The organism is Chitinophaga sp. 9-1-y (assembly GCF_059511905.2).
Map to the genome: position 1 here is coordinate 5,568,273 of NZ_CM197955.1, position 16,377 is coordinate 5,584,649.

9 protein-coding genes are annotated in these 16,377 nt (G+C 46.7%); 3 read left to right on the plus strand and 6 right to left on the minus strand.

The window, feature by feature from the left end:
- Positions 1–80 precede the first annotated feature (80 nt).
- The 3 genes from AC5ZC7_RS21910 (at position 81) to AC5ZC7_RS21920 (ending at position 5,078) form a co-directional block, all read left to right on the plus strand.
- Positions 81–2,663, plus strand: a complete 2,583-nt coding sequence (locus AC5ZC7_RS21910) for a glycosyl hydrolase 2 galactose-binding domain-containing protein (protein WP_496158911.1) — start codon at positions 81–83, stop codon at positions 2,661–2,663.
- A 422-nt stretch (positions 2,664–3,085) separates the two neighbouring features.
- A complete protein-coding gene (locus tag AC5ZC7_RS21915; protein WP_496158910.1) occupies positions 3,086–4,096 on the plus strand; it encodes a hypothetical protein in 1,011 nt (336 codons plus the stop codon).
- Positions 4,097–4,262: 166 nt separating this feature from the next.
- A complete protein-coding gene (locus AC5ZC7_RS21920; RefSeq protein ID WP_496158909.1) occupies positions 4,263–5,078 on the plus strand; it encodes an SDR family oxidoreductase in 816 nt (271 codons plus the stop codon).
- Positions 5,079–5,709: 631 nt separating this feature from the next.
- Here AC5ZC7_RS21920 and AC5ZC7_RS21925 read toward each other — a convergent pair.
- The 6 genes from AC5ZC7_RS21925 to AC5ZC7_RS21950 all read right to left on the minus strand — a co-directional run bounded on the left by AC5ZC7_RS21925 (position 5,710) and on the right by AC5ZC7_RS21950 (position 16,375).
- A complete protein-coding gene (locus AC5ZC7_RS21925) occupies positions 5,710–8,499 on the minus strand; it encodes a family 78 glycoside hydrolase catalytic domain (RefSeq protein WP_496158908.1) in 2,790 nt (929 codons plus the stop codon).
- Positions 8,500–8,614: 115 nt separating this feature from the next.
- A complete protein-coding gene (locus AC5ZC7_RS21930) occupies positions 8,615–9,907 on the minus strand; it encodes a S41 family peptidase (RefSeq protein ID WP_496158907.1) in 1,293 nt (430 codons plus the stop codon).
- Between the two features lie 63 nt (positions 9,908–9,970).
- Positions 9,971–10,930 (minus strand): FAD:protein FMN transferase, encoded by a 960-nt coding sequence (locus AC5ZC7_RS21935; protein ID WP_496158906.1) that lies wholly within the window; start codon positions 10,928–10,930, stop codon positions 9,971–9,973.
- Positions 10,930–12,732, minus strand: a complete 1,803-nt coding sequence (locus AC5ZC7_RS21940) for an FAD-dependent oxidoreductase (protein WP_496158905.1) — start codon at positions 12,730–12,732, stop codon at positions 10,930–10,932. Before AC5ZC7_RS21940 ends, AC5ZC7_RS21935 begins: the two co-directional genes overlap by 1 nt.
- A complete protein-coding gene (locus AC5ZC7_RS21945; protein WP_496158904.1) occupies positions 12,710–13,885 on the minus strand; it encodes a hypothetical protein in 1,176 nt (391 codons plus the stop codon). The genes AC5ZC7_RS21940 and AC5ZC7_RS21945 overlap by 23 nt, the downstream gene beginning before the upstream one ends.
- A gap of 3 nt (positions 13,886–13,888) precedes the next feature.
- Positions 13,889–16,375 (minus strand): hypothetical protein, encoded by a 2,487-nt coding sequence (locus AC5ZC7_RS21950; RefSeq protein WP_496158903.1) that lies wholly within the window; start codon positions 16,373–16,375, stop codon positions 13,889–13,891.
- Positions 16,376–16,377: the final 2 nt, after the last annotated feature.

Consider the following 16,377-nt stretch of genomic DNA (forward strand, 5'->3'; position numbering starts at 1 on the left):
TGACGGGGTTAGCTAATTTAATGATTTTTCATTGTTATGCCCAGCAACAATCTAACAATTACCAAATGGCGCCCATCCATATGCAATCAAGGTGGGCGAAAGAAGTCCGTCCAGATAATGCACTGAAAGAATATCCCAGGCCACAATTACAGCGGAATAATTGGCAAAACCTCAATGGGTTGTGGGAGTATACCATTACCGATTCTATTACTACATTTCCCACTAAGTTTGATGGAAAAATACTTGTTCCATACCCAATAGAATCTGCTCTTTCTGGGGTACAAAAACCATTAATGCCCGAACAACGGCTCTGGTACAAAAAAAGCATACAAAAACCAGCAACAAAATCCAATGAACGGGTATTATTAAACTTTGGCGCTGTAGATTGGCAGGCAACTATTTATATAAACAATAAACAGGTTGGGGAGCACACGGGAGGATATCAAAACTTCTCATTTGATATTACCGATTTTCTGAAGTCCGGTAACAATGAGTTACTGGTAAAAGTATATGATCCGACCGATCAGGGCCCAAATCCCCATGGCAAGCAGGTACTTCATCCTGCCAACATCTATTACACTCCATCCAGCGGCATCTGGCAAACAGTATGGATAGAAACAGTGCCGGCTACACATATCAGTCATCTGAAAGCAACCCCGGATATAGATAAAAGCGTGCTAAATATAGATATCAACACGATTGGCAAGACCGATAACACCACACTTGAAATTATTGCTTCCGCCAATGGAAAGATAGTTAGTAGCAGCAAAAAAACAATTACAGGAAATGACCTGTCTTCTACCATTGACATTCCTAACGAAAGACTATGGTCCCCGGATGATCCCTTCTTATACGACCTTACTGTCAGGGTATTAAAAAACAACAAACCCATTGATGAGGTGAAAAGCTATTTTGGTATGCGCAAAATAGACATCCAAAAAGATGAGAAAGGAGCTGATCGTATTTTCCTGAATAATAAATACACTTACAACCTGGGTATTCTGGATCAGGGGTTCTGGCCGGAAGGGCTGTACACGGCGCCGACAGATGAGGCTTTGGCCTTTGATATTAAAACAATTAAGTCCCTTGGCTTTAATACCATCCGGAAACATATCAAAATTGAGCCAGAAAGATGGTATTACCATGCCGATAAAACAGGCGTGCTGGTTTGGCAGGACTTCGTCAATCCTTCACAGGACCTCCGACCTGGTTCCAAGCCTGCCTTTGAAAAGGAAGTGGCAGAAACCATGGAACAATTACATAACCACCCCAGTATCATCACTTGGGTACTGTTCAATGAACGCTGGGGTGCTTACGATCAACAACGGTTAACAGAATGGGTTAAAAAGAATGATCCCAGCAGAATAGTCAATGGGCATTCCGGTGAATTATTATACGTGGATAATCAGTTACGTGAGCCAGCCAACAATCCCTGGGTATCCAGTGACATGACCGACGTACATTCCTATCCTGAACCAAGAATGGCACCGGCGAAGCCCAACGAAGCCAGGGTACTGGGTGAGTTTGGAGGTGTAGGGGTGCCCGTTCCCGGACACGAATGGGATGATATGCAAGGTTGGGGATATGTGCAGGTAACACCTGCCGACTTGAAGGCCAAATATGCCCATATGATGCAGGCATTAAAAGAACTTGAAAAAGACGGTCTGAGCGCCTCCATCTATACACAGCCTTTTGATGTAGAAGGCGAGGAAAATGGCTTACTCACCTATGATCGCTCCATTATTAAAATTCCTGTTAATGAGTTGAGGGTGCTTAACCAACCATTTGTAAGCCAAACGAATGGATTTAACCTGGACCCTAACTTCACTATTGCCTCAAACATAGATGTAAATGACAATGATGATCGTTATGAACAGCTATTGAACGAATATAATAGCGGTAAACGCGACTCAGCGCTTTTAAGAAGACTGGTACTTATTTCTGTCCGTAAAAAAGATCAGGCTAAAACAACTCAATTTGGTAACGACTATGTTGCTCAACTAACTACCCCCTTCTCAAAAGAAAACTTAAAATTTCTGTCAAAAACAATGTTTACCAGTAAAGACAAGGGGTTTAGATTGTTCTTAAAAAACCAGGAAAAAGTCGATGAAGTACTGGGGGCCACTACGGCTATGAAGCTCTTGACAAAGATAATTGGAGAGGAAGAAATAACGCCCCTTTATACTTCAAAAATACCCCCAGACTGGGACGCAATTATTGCCAAACTAAAAGATAAATATGGCGATCTTGGTGAAGAATATGGTTATGGCAGTCGTATGATCTATTGTGGCTTCGGACCGGACCCTAAAGATTGGAAAAACTTCTCAAAATACTATGTATTATATTTTCAAAAGGCATTAAAGCATCCCCTTTATTATATTAACAATATAACCTGGCTCTTATTCGAACATGAAAATGATCCGAAAATATTGGAATTTGCTGCACAAGTAATGAAATACTCATTGGAGAACTGGTATCAGGGAGATCCTGAAGCCTATGATACTTACGCCAACATACTTCATAAACTTAATCAATCCACCGAAGCTATTAAATGGGAAGAGAAGGCTCTGCAAATAAAGAAAGGCGCGCCAGACGAAAAATTATATACTGATGCCCTCCAAAAAATGAAATCCGGCCAGCCAACCTGGCCTACAAATAACTAAACACATTACGCGGTACATGTGGGCGGATTGGTTTACGCCCCATGTGCACTCATATGGGAACGTCGCTAATAGTCTTGTTAGTGACCTTTTTTCTAAAACTGATACAAATATTTAAAATATGATCCGCTTCCATCCAGCATCCCAAAAAAATTCAAAAAAAGTTTAATGACTATAGTACGATCGGGATTTTAATGGTGTATCATTAGTGTACTACCTCAAAAAAAGATTGTTATAGTACGATTTAAATATAACAAGTGTATTATAAGTACAACCAGGATAACCGTTAAAAGACACACTTTAAGAAACAATACTGACAGCCGATTGAAATAATTTGTTGCTGTCCTATGAAAACTTATTCATTAGCCCAGAAGATCGCAGGCACCGGAAAACAAACATTTAAAAGTTCAAAAAACCTTGTTTTTATGGCTACGCCAAGAAAGTTAAAACTCCCCGAGAAAATTCTGAGAATCGAAACTGAAGACAAAAACTACACGCCGATTGAGGAGATTCCAGAAGAGTACCAACACCTGATCATCCCTGCTTCAAAAGTGTTCTTCACCAGAGATTACGACTTCGACATGGTTTGCCAGTGTATCCGGCTGGGTATCTTTACTATCTGGATGCACGAAATTTACGCCATGGAAGCCATTAAACTATTGCCCGTTACCTGTAAGGAAATTGTGGTGTTACATTTTATGGCCCACGGCTCCACCAAAGCAGAGATAGCCCAAAACGGCAGCTATCCGCTCAATGGCAAAGAGGTTAACCTGTTTAAATTAAATGCCCTGTTCAATGAAGCCCCTCTGAAAAGAGGCGATGAAATGATCAGCTTCCACATCAATGTGCTGCCAAAGGACTTGCCTACACTGGGTGAACTGCATCCTGAGCTGGCACAACTGGCAAAGAAAAAACTCATGGCCGGTAGCGGACCATTGCAAAACAGGCCTTATAAAATAAACCTGGTATGTAATTACCTGATCAAAGAAATTACGGATTGTAAATATATCGGGATACTGGCGGATAAATTCCTTTACAGATGCTCCCTGGACCTGTTTATCAACTTCGCTAACCAGGACAGCATTGCTCATCTCCCGAATGTGTATAACTCCGATGAAATGGAAGCTATCCTGAAAGATGTAGTGGAGTATATGAACAAAAATGTGGAAGACCAGTTTAACCTGGCGAAAATTGCCTACATCTTCGATGTAAATGCGAAAGAGCTACATGCGGCCTTTGAAAACACCTTCCAGATCAGCATGGAAGCCTTTGACAGGCAACGTAAAATGCTCCATGCATTTCACCTGACCGTGTCCACTAAATCTTCCGCGAAAGAAATTGCGAAATCTGTTGCCATGAGAAATGCCGCAGAATTCATCAAAGTTTTTGAAACATATTTTAACTGTTCCTTCATCACCGTTCGTAATGCCCAATGAAGTTTACTTTAATCACCCCTTTTGATTTTTTAGGTTGGTGACTCGCGGGACTAGTCTTAGTCCCGCTATTTTTTTCCTTCTATCCCTCAAAATAACCCTTGCTTTTTGCTAAGAGAGAAAGAATCCTTAAATTCCTTTTCTTTATTCACCGCAAAAAGCAAGGGTTATGTCTTTTCAGCAACGTACCATCCTTATTACCGGCGCAAGCCGTGGCATTGGTAAGGCCATCGCACTACGACTCGCCAGCAAAGGCGCTAATATCATTATTGCCGCCAAAAGTGTAGAAGAAGATCCGCGCCTGGGAGGTACCATTTACTCTGCTGCCAAAGAAGTGGAAGAGGCCGGCGGCAAAGCCCTGGCAGTGCAGGTAGATATCCGGGAAGAAGCACAAATTGCCCAGGCCGTACAACTGGGAGTAGAAAAATTTGGAGGGATAGACGTGGTGATCAACAACGCCTCCGCCATTCAACTCACCAACACCGAACAAACACCCGCCAAACGGTTCGACCTGATGTATGATATCAACGTGCGGGGTACTTTCCTGGTTACGCAACACTGCCTTCCCTATCTCAAAAAAGGTAATAACCCACATATTCTCACCTTATCCCCTCCTATTAATATGGATCCCAGGTGGTTTGGCCCACATGTGGCGTATACCATCAGCAAGTATAACATGAGCATGCTGGCGTTGGGTTGGGCCGCTGAGCTGGCTCCCCATCATATTGCCTCCAATGCCCTCTGGCCGGCTACCACCATTGCTACTGCCGCGGTAAAAAACCTGCTGGGTGGAGAAGCCCTTATTAACAGAAGCCGTACACCCGATATATTGGCAGATGCAGTAGAATATATACTGCAGCAACCTGCATCTTATACGGGTCACACGTTTATTGATGAAGAAGTATTACAGGCTGCTGGCATCACCAACTTCGATAAATATGCGGTTGTTCCCGGCGGGAAATTACAGAAGGACCTGTTCCTTTGAGGAGCAGAAAGCCGAAAGCTAAAAGCACAAAGCTATAGAAGCGAATGATGACCGTATTTATATAACTGGGTATATCCAAACTATATAAAAAATAAAAGCTGCTCTAAAAAGAACGGCTTTTTTCGTTAACTATTAATGTGAGCGAAAGCTGCCCTGGAAAGGGTTGCCTGTTACATCTTTATAGTCATTCGAGTATTCCGTCGAATGACATGTTTGTTAACCCAGCATAAATTTACAACGACTATCTCGAAAAGAAGTATTCAGTTTCGTTCAGTTTTAATTTTTCTTGTTCATTCTCATTCATTTTTAAAACCGCCAAAAAGTTGATTTTTGAATTGAAAAATTTCTTATAGAGAATAACCAGGAAGGATATAATTTGATCAAAAAACAACTTCTCATATCAACCAAATAACGCCACCACATTCACTATACACACAAACCACAGAGCACACCTCCGGACCTACCTCACCTCACATACTATGGATGCCTAACTATTTAAACAACACGTTTACCACGCACAATAGCGCCAAATACATCTCCCTTAATGGCAAAAAGTGTATCCATTACCATAAATGACTTTTCCTTTACATGGGAATTGCCCCCATGCAGTGCCGATCAGATGTCTTATTTTCTATCGCTTTATATAGCCGGCGTAGCTGCCGGCGGAATTATTGGCAGGTGGTGTATTGGTAACAATGAAAGCATATTTACCGGAATCTACGTGTAGGATATAATGCCCGTCTTTATACTCCGCATTAAGACGCTCCCCGTTCATGGTCACATCTGCCGTATAGGAGGCCGGCAAATAAATAGTAGCGCGGGCATTACCAGGTATCTGTACATCCAGGAAAAAATCACGGTCTTCCTTTCTCCATTTACTACTGATAACACCATAAGGTGATTCATGCCGGGCGGCGGCCGACGTCACATCTCCCACCACTTCCGGACGAATCACGATATCCCGGAAAGCCACACTGCCAGGCGCAGCACGGATACCGGCCAAACCGGTATAAAACCATTCCATCAAATGCCCCAGCATAAAATGATTGTTGGAGGCATAGTGAAAACCCTCCCAGGATTCCGTAAGCGCCGTAGCCCCCTTGGCCAGCTGCATCCCATAACCCGGAACATCGGAACGGTTATTCATATCATAAATCACATCAGAATAGCCTTCATCATCCAACACCCGCAACAAATAGCGGTAACCAATATCTCCGGCAGTAAGACTGTTGTTATGCGCACGCACATCTGCAATGATATTATCCACTACCGCCGCTTTATGCTCAGGCGCTACCAGTCCCATATACACCGACATGGCATTGGCGGCCTGACTACCGGTAGCATATTGTTTGGTGCTGTCGTTAAAGAAGGCCTTATTATAGGCGGCCTTTACCAATTCGGATTGCGCCTCGTATCGTTGGGCATCTTCCTTTCTCCCTAAAATACCCGCGACCTTTGCCAGTATAGAGAGATCATAATAGTACATCGCGGTAGCGGTTACGCCTTTCGGCGTCAACTGGGATTCTCCGGGGAAATTAGGACCAATGTCGTACCAGTCGCTCAGGCCATGCCGGAGAATATGATGATCCGATTTTTTCTCCAGGTAGGCCACATAGCGGGCCATCATCTCATAACTCTCTTCCAGTATCCGTTTATCGCCGTACCACTGGTACAGGTAATAAGGGAAAATAACAGCATTGCTGCCCCATTCCGGGGAATCGCGGAAGCCCTCTTCAAACACTACATACTCTGGTGCAATGTCTGGTACAAGGCCTTCCGGGGTCTGTGCCAGGATCATGTCCTGCACAATTTTACGCCCCTGCTCCTGTATGCGGTAATTATAGCGGATAGAGCTGCCTACCAGGTGCGCCTGCTCCAGCCATCCCAGCTTTTCACGATGAGGACAATCCGTAAAAACACTCACCATATTACTACGTATGGCCCAGTCAATCAGGCGGAACGTTTTATTAAATAACTCATTGGAGCATTGAAATTCGCCACTTACGGGGGCCTCGTTACGTGTATGGATCTCCGTGAGCTGCTGTATCACCGGCAAATGCCGGGGATTATCCTTTCCTTCGGGCACTGCTCCTTCTACCTGTATATAGCGGAAGCCGTAGTACATAAACTGCGGCTGCCAGGTTTCCACACTATCCCCCTTTAAGGTGTAATTGAAAAACACCGGGCTACCTACCGGCTTTTGGTCTGCCACGCCTTCAGCCGTCAGCAGTTCTGCCGGTGTTAACTTCACCACGGCATTGGCGGCCCCTTTCACCTGCAGGCGCGGAATAGCGGAAGCATTTTGACCCATATCATACAACCAAACACCAGGCCTGGGCTCCGTAATACTCACCGGCGGGAACTGATCGAAGGTGGTCAGCGCGGAGGTTTGCGCCTTCAAATGCGGGGTGCCACTTACTACTACCGCATTCCGCCAGCTGCTGTCGTTGAAGCCAGGTTGATCCCATCCGGATGGCTGTAAAGTAGCGTTGTAGTCTTCTCCCCCATAGATGCTGGAAAAAGTAACGGGACCCGGTGCCGCTTTCCAGCCCGGATCACTGACGATATTCTCGGTGCTGCCATCGCGGTATTGCAGGTACAGGCGACAAATAAGCTGTGGATAACCAAAGGCGCCGGTGAGCTTACGGTACCGCTCTCCGGGTATAAAAAAGAAGCCGTTGCCCAGCATAACTCCCAATGTATTTTGGCCGCTCGTTATTTGCCGGGTTACATCAAACGTGACGTAAAGGGCTTGCTGATCGTATTTTGTCCAGCCCGGATCCAGGAAATGCTCCCCTACTTTTTTTCCGTTGAGATGAAGATCAAATTGTCCCAGGCCGCAAATAAAAACAGTGGCCCTTTCCAGCGGTTTGCGGGGGGTAAAATCTTTTCTCAGCAGCGGAAGAATGTCCCTGCGTCGCCAGGTTTTCAGGTGATAATCGCTGGTAAGTCCGGGTATAATCCGTTCGTTGTTGGGCATTGCTTCATAACCTATCCATTGCGCATTTTTCCAGTCGCCCGGTGTAAACAAACCCGTTTGCCAGGAGGCCGGTTCACTCCAGTCGGACGCCACGCCATTATTCCATACCATTACTTTCCAGTAATACATAGTGGCAGGCTGTAATGATTTACCCGCATAGGCTATTTGTATCGATTCATCTGATACTACTTTCTTTGAATCCCAGATGTTTCCTTTATCTCGCGCCAGCAGCGCGGGATTATCAGCTACCAGTATGCGATAAGCGGTTTGTTTAACATGTGGTACATCGGCGTAAAGCTGCCAGTTAAAAGCCGGTTTCACAGCATCTATACCGATAGGGTTATTGGCTTGTCCGTTACACAGGAGTTGTTGTACGCGAACTTTTTGCGCCGTGGTGGCAGTGCTGATCAGTAACAGGAAAAGAAAAAAAATGGATTTCATAGTGACACCGTTTATAGGGTGATATACCAAAAACTACATATCCGGGGCAGTGTTTTCACTACATTTAATTTATACAAATTTCTCCGGAACTGCTGGTATATTTCTACAGATTAATTCATTCCTCCTCCAGTATAGCCGCTAACGTTTCTCTGAGGGTAGCTTCATCAGTTACCTGGTTGTACTGCGGTACCAGCCCATGTCCGTCATTTACATCCCGGTTAACCAGGTACTTGGTAGTAGAAATAAATCCCTGCAAATGGGTATTGGGTAAAGAGATCGCCTTGGCATTGCCGCTGATAACATGTTTATTACCACCCGACTCCTCTCCGATAAAAACGGCTGCTGTGTATTTCTCCAGGCAGGCGCTCACAATCGCCGCATTAGAAAATGTGCCCCCATTAATCAATACAAACAAGCGCCCGGTATAACGTTTACGCGCCGGCGTAATTATCCGGGCTTCTTTCCCTCCATATAAATACGCGGCTGGTTTGGGTACCAGGTAAGAAAGCAGGTAACATCCGGGGGCAAAATCGCCGCCCTGGTTATCCCGCAGGTCCAGTACAAGATGAGCGTACCCGGAATCCCGTATCCTTGCAAACACACTATCAATAGCTGTCTTATACTGCTGGTGATAGGTGGCTGTTAGTTCGTCCTTATCTAATGTTTTTACCTTCAGCCAGGCTACCGGCTTTTTATAAGGCATGAGTGATAACGCAATACCGGGGTTATCATTCCCGTTGGGATATAACAGGGGTGCCACCGCTGTTGTATCCGGCGTCCGCAACAACCGGATGCTGTCTTTTGTCAGTGCCGCCACGGTTTGTACTTCCGGCATTCCTTTGATCTGCACCTGGAAGCTGCTACACTCCCCAAAGGCGAAATGATAATACGCGGAAAAATAGTGTTGTAATATCCACAATGGGTAGGTGCGATTATAGCCGTCCCTGATTTGTCTTTTCTCCAACTCCGCCATTACACTATCTGCCGGCATATGATTGACGGACAGGACTTCTGCGCCAGCATACAATTCCTTATTCAGGGAGCTGTTGTCTTTGATGAAAAGCTTGCCATCGTTATACGTTAACACCAGCGGTAAAAAGCGTCCTTTGCTGCCGTAATATGCCATCGCCGCTTTGCCGGGCAGGAACATGGTATGGCCGTCTGCTATCTTTTCATGGAGGAGTGTTATCAAACTTAAAAATGCGGGCCCGGTCATTGGCGCACGGATTGCCTTATCCAGGCTATCCCAAAAAGCGGCAAATGTTTGTTTGGACGTATAGCGGTAAAGCGCGGGATGAGTAGTTTCTAATTGCTTTCTTACAAACCGGAGATCTGCTTTTAATGCAGCAGGAGTGTATAACTGATCAGGGTTCCAGGACCGTTCCTGGGCCGCTGCAGGAAATGCCATCAATAGCAGAAGTATACAACGTTGAAAGAAAAGCATGGGTTAATTTACGAATAAGAAACTAATTCAGGGAAAAGTACTGGCGGTGATAAAAGGTTTGATTCCCTCCGTGATGAATACTTTTAGTTGCCCGTCTTTGTCCTTATAGATCAGGTATGCATCCAGCTCCTTTCGTTGCGCCAGGAAGCGTTTCGTGGCTTCCAGCCCCATTACCATAAATGCCGTATCGTAGCCATCGGCGGTAATGGCATCATCGGCAAAAACGGTGACGCTGAGTAAGTCGGCTGGTGCAGTGGCCCCCGTGGCGGGGTTAATGATATGTCCGAATGTATGCCCTGCCTGTTGGTAGTAGTCGCGGTAGTTGCCGGCAGTAGTGGCAGCTTTGTTGAAGAGTTGCACGGTGGAAGCTTTGGCTTCGGGATGCTGGGGATTGTCGATGCCGATACTCCACGGCACACCGTTTTTCCGGCCTTTACAGCGTACTTCCCCTCCTATCTCCACCATGTAGTTGCCGATGCCATTGCACTCCAGCAAAGCGGCTAAAACATCAACGCTGTAGCCCTGGGCAATGCCGTCGAAATCAAGGCGTACCTGTTCCTGTAGCTTATGCACCTGGTTTTCATCAAATGTAATTTTAGTAAAGCCTACGTATTGTAATAAGGAATCTTTTTTCTCCCACCAGGGCAGGCCGGATTTTTTTCCGGCACGATAGGCTTCGGTGAGCGGCATTACGGTGGGGTCAAAGGCGCCGTGCGTAGCCGTGTATATTTCAGCAGACTTTTTCAATACCGGGTAAAAATAAGGCAGCTCATAGGTCCAGGTAGTGGATTTATTAAAGAGCGATATTTCTGAATCCTTGCGGTAAACGGACAGGCACTGATCAATCTCCTGCAATGTGCTATCAATGGCCCGTGACAACTGCGGATGGGGTATACCGGTATATGTCACATGCCAGGTGGTGCCTTGTGCTGCGCCTTCCAGGCTCACCACCTGGCTGTGAAATAGTAAAAAAAACAGGTACATCATTACTCCTGCAATAACTGCATTAATTCCGATAAGTGAGCGGTGTATACTTCCCGGGGACTACTGTGATATTTTTGTGCCACGGAAGCGGCAAAGCCTACCACTTCTCCCATCATACCACAGGTACGCATTACCCGGGTGCTGCCAAAGGCCACGTGTGTAGTGCTGATATTTCTGCCGGCCATAAACAGGTTGCTGATATTACGGGAATACAGGCAACGGTAAGGAATGGTGTAAGGGGCTACGCGGATATGCCGGGTGCCGGCAAAAAATTCCTGTCCCTCAAAATACTTGCGGTTCAGGGAATCCGGGAAATGCAGGTCGATGGTCCAGGTAGCTGTTACCGCACCATCGGGATAACGTTTACCTTCCTGTATGTCCATCTGGTTGAGTACAAGATCGCCCATGATGCGTCTCGACTCCCGTTTGCCGCCTATATAGGCTACCCATGCCAGCTCCTGTTTGGCGTATTTTTCAGGTTTGTTATTTTTGAGATAAGACCAGTTACCGTATACGGCGCGTAGATTATGGTCCCGTATTTTCTCTGCATCGGTGATGGTGTTGAAGTTACCGAAGCCGGTTTCCCATTCCCAATCGGCTTTGGTAGCATCGATATGATATTCATCGGAAAAAGGAAGGGCCCAGGGTGTAGCCGGAAATGAAGTAGGCGTGTCTACCGGTACAGCCGCCCACAAATTGGAAGTGCCTAATGTGAAGCTATCTGGTTTTTCGGCGGCCAGTGATTCATGTGTTTCGGCTTTACTTTCCCGGCCCATTCTGAACTCAGCGCCGGCCAGGTAGCCGATGGTACCATCGCCGGTACAATCTGAAAAATAAGTACCGGTAAACCGGGTATCTTGGCTGGTGGCAATGTCACGGCCGGTAACGGCAATAATACGGTCGTTATCTTTTTCTACTTTATACACATAGGTATTGAGAAAAACAGTCAGATTTTTTTCTGCTTTTACGATGGCTATTTTCCGGCTATCGCCATATTCTTCCGCGTTCGGATTACCATTACCGGGGTCGCCGTTATCCATCTCCCTTACTATTCTCCCTAACTTGGGATAATGATTTTTGTCGATATCTCCTTTCAGGTGCACCCTGATTTCGGAGCTGTTGTTGCCTCCCAACACCGGGCGGTCTTGTATCAATGCCACCTTCAAACCCATGCGGGAAGCAGAAATCGCGGCACAGGTGCCGGCAATACCGCCGCCTACTACTACCAGGTCGTATTGACCACCATTGGCAGGTTGTTCCGTGGTATGCAATAACTTTCTGCGCAAGGCGCTTAAGGTAGATTTATCATTGGGCGGTGTATATTTTGCTGCAGTGGTAAATAACAGGGCATCACATCTGCCATTAAAACCGGTCAGGTCATGCAGGGCTATTTTTGCATTTACGTCGGTGATGTTCACCATGCCCCCATCGTACCATTTCCATTGATCGTCGCCGCTTTCGCCGAATACGGGTGTCAGCGGTATATCGTTAACGGTTACACGAAACTTACCCGGTCCTTTGGGGAAGGGCGCCCAGTCTTTGGTACGTACCCATACATGGTACTTTCCTTTGGCGGGGAAGGTCACGGTGGTAACAGCATCTTTCACCGGCCGGCCCATCCCGTGTGCCATCAGGTAAGAAGATCCCATTACTACAAACGACTGCTGGTCAATGACCCAACCGCCTTTGTTGGCGAAGGATTCTGTTTCCACCAAAACCGGCTCCTGTGCATGCAACCACAGGGAGCTGCAACATAACGCTATTACGCGCCACCATGTTTGGCTACTGGCTAATATGCTTTTCATAATTGTATAGCTGCTTTTTAACGTGTTTATTATCGGGTTTCCGTGTTTGTATCAGGGTGTAAATAACGGCGGCTTTTTCTGCCTCCGCACTGGTTAACTGTGCGGCCAACTGGTCCAGTGGCAACACCGGCGCGTGTTGCAGCAACGGGAGTATCAGGGCCGACTGCTCCGTATTGGCATCCGGGAAAGCGGCTACCAGGTGTTGGATCAACTCCGCATCTAACGGAATCATTTTTAGTTTTCGTAAGATGGTGATCTGTACCGGGTAAGCAGCTGCTGCATATATTTTCCACAGCCAGCGTTGTGGTTGTTTGCCGGTCATAAAATCCGGATGTAGCTGTTGCAATAAATACCGGGTTAGGAAAACATTTTTTCCGGCCACTACTTCGCGTATATCATGGTCAAAACCGGCGCGGATCTTCCCTTTTTTATCCATTACTTTATCGATGGCCCAATACTGGTAAGGATAATTTCCGGAAGATAGTAACCGGTGCCACATCGCTTCATTGCTATAAGTTTCCGTAATCCGTGTCATTTCATCAGTCACCGGCCCGTGGGCGATGTGCCACAGTGTATAGCAGGAATATACGGCGCCGGATATCACTTCATTTTTGATCGTCTTCAAAGTGGCCCCAGTTCTGGCATCTACGGAGTCGGTCAGGTTTTCGGTGCCCGGTACAATGAGGTCCGTAATTTTCAGTGATGCCAGTAACGAGTTGGATTTAGCCAGGATGTCCTGCATCTTTTCATAGTCGTCCTGCTTAAAAACTTTGTGATCCAGTTTGGTCAGTGCTTCATTAACGGGCAAATCATAACGGATATAATTCCCCAACAGGTCCCAGTAGAAATTAATGTACACCGGTTTGCATTCGCCGGTATAACAAACCGGTGTAAAAATGTTCCTGAAATAATACAGTGGCTGTCCGGCTTTGTTGGTGGCCAGGTGCAGCGGATATACCGTGGTATCGTTTTCCCGGAAGGTATATGTGCGCTGATGAGTAGCTACCGGCAACAGGTAACGGTTATGCAGCACGTCATCGATATGGCTGGTATCCAATGCCTGCAGCCCGGTGGTATCTGCCGGCGTGCAGAAAGCCTTAGCTGTTAGCCCCAGCCATCCTGTTATCAACCATACCGCCATTGTATATTTCATATGCTATTTATATTCCAGCCACGCGGTGGCGTTACAATCTTTATTACTATCAAAACGAATCCACCGGGCCTGGAAGCCTTTTGGAAATTGATATGTAAAGGTTTCTCCCGGTGCTACGGTAACGGTTTTATAAGGCATCCAGGTACCATTGCCTACCGGGTCGGTAGCAATGGTGAACGTAACCGCTGTGCGGGCATCATGCGATAATTGCAGGCTGCGGTTGTCATAAAACCCAATCAGGTAAGGGTCCGATGGTTGTCCTGCTTTCACGGCGGCATTTTTCCATGGGCCACCATGACCGGTAGGCTTGCCCATTTGCCACAGGTCATCAATAGCGCCTGCCCATACCGCCGCTTTTTTATCATCGGATACAATGATGTGTGCGCCTGCTTTGGTATCCGGATCAATGCCTGTCATAATCAACATTCCCCGGTAAGAGGCGTAATCGTTGATCCGGAAATGATGAGAGGAAATGGGTCTTATTTTCGCATAGCCGTCGGCGTTTTCAGCAGGTAGTTCATAGAAGGTACCGTGGCAGTTCAACAAATCTCTTTCTGTTGCTACTTCCCTGCAAATGCGGAGCGCTGCTTTACCAATAAGCGAGGTATATGCCTCCTCTCCCAGTGGTAATCGCCAGCGACGACCTTTATCATCTACGATCAATACAGAAGCGGCTTCTATTATTACCGGCTGTTGTGGGATCGCAAATTTTTGTTCAATAAAATCAGCGGTGGCCGCATCGTTTTTAGGTTGCAGCTGCATGTCTGCATTCAGTTCATAGTAGCCGGTATTAGTGACGTCCCCATTGCGATACGTGCGTGCTACCATACCCAACGCCCGGCGATCATTGCCCAGTCCGTATAACAAGCCTCCTTTCACGTTGGCGGTAGTTACCTTACTGAGCCCTTCGAAAATAGGCGCTGCAGTAGTGCTGCGCGGGTCGTTGGCGGTATAGGAAAAATGAGCGGTGGCCACTACGTCCTTGTTGGCCTTTACGCGAATCCATTCTCCCGGCATGTTTTCCGGGAAAATTACTTCGGCTGCTTGTCCGGGTGCCACGGTGATAGTTTGTGCGGTGGTCCAGGTATCATTACCGGCGCGATCTGTTTCAAAAGTAAATACTACCGGTTGTGTGCTGTTGTGTTGAATACGTGCACTGCGTTGCGGCCAGCCGGCAAATAAAAACGGTTCAGAGGCCACGGCTGCTTTTACCGCTTCATTCTGCCATACTGCGCCTTCCGCGGTAGTAGGCCCCAGGTGATCCGGTTGTTGTAAACTGGTGAACCATAAATTAGAATTCGATTGACCAGGACCTTCGATATTTCCTTTCGCGCTGCGTTTGTTCAGGAATTCTTTTTGTGCGGAATCATCACAACCAAATACCAGTTGATCCTGCCAACGGGTATAGTCGCCGATTACTTTTAAATAAGCACTACGGGGACGGATACCCGCAGTATGTCCGCTGGCGAAAGTAGCCGGAAAATGCCAGAACATGCCGTGCATAGTCATGAGGTATTCCGGTTGCGCGGCAGTGCCTACATCCCGGATGCGCGGCCATTCGGTATTCCATCCGTGGGCGCCGTCGTAGGTATGGCTGGCTTTGGGCAACCGGAAGAACTGCCATCTTCCCTGGTCTCTCAATCCCAGTAACAACGATTTATGATCCCAGCCGGTAGTCCAGATAGGATCTGTGGCCGGGTGTTGATTTCCGGAGATGCCACCCGGGCCGGTAATTTCCACAAATTGATTCCTGCGCACTACTTTCCAGTCCTTACCATTCCATTCCGATAAGGAGCCGGCTTCGATATCAAAATCAGTGAGTGCTTTAGGACCCGGTTCCCCATTGTTGGAATAAATTAATACGCCCTGACCGGAGTACAATCCTTTACCATGCGCACCCGGCAACAAAGCCAGTGCTGCGTTGGCAACAGTATCTGCGCCTTTTTTGTTCTTCACATTTCCATCTTCATACAATAACTTCGGCTGCAGGGTATGTACATCTACTTCATAGAAACCTTCTTCCATGGTGCCATAATATATTTTGCCGGCGGGATCGGTCAGGTGGCGGGCGTTGCCGGTATGTCGCCCTGGCATTAACGTGTAGGGAATCACCTTCACTATACCTTTATCACTGATGGCATACGGCCCTATAAATAACTGGTTGCTTTCGGGATGTATCATCCTGTTGGCCGGTGTTCCTCCTATACTTTCTTCCCGCACCATTTGTTTCAGGGCCGGTGTGATTTCATACAACTTATCTGATGAGCCAAAGGGCATGTGCGGGCCGTAAGTGATGACCCATAAATTACCAGCCCAGGGAACTACTGCACCGGTACCACATTCTCCTTCTTTGTTATACATGGCCAATTGCGGATAAATACCACTATAGCCACGGGGTTTACCCGACTGTGCATCGGCGTTGTTATTACAAGCTGTGGTTAACAGGCCCATAATAGCCGTACACAAAATAATATTTCTTCCGTGTTTCATAT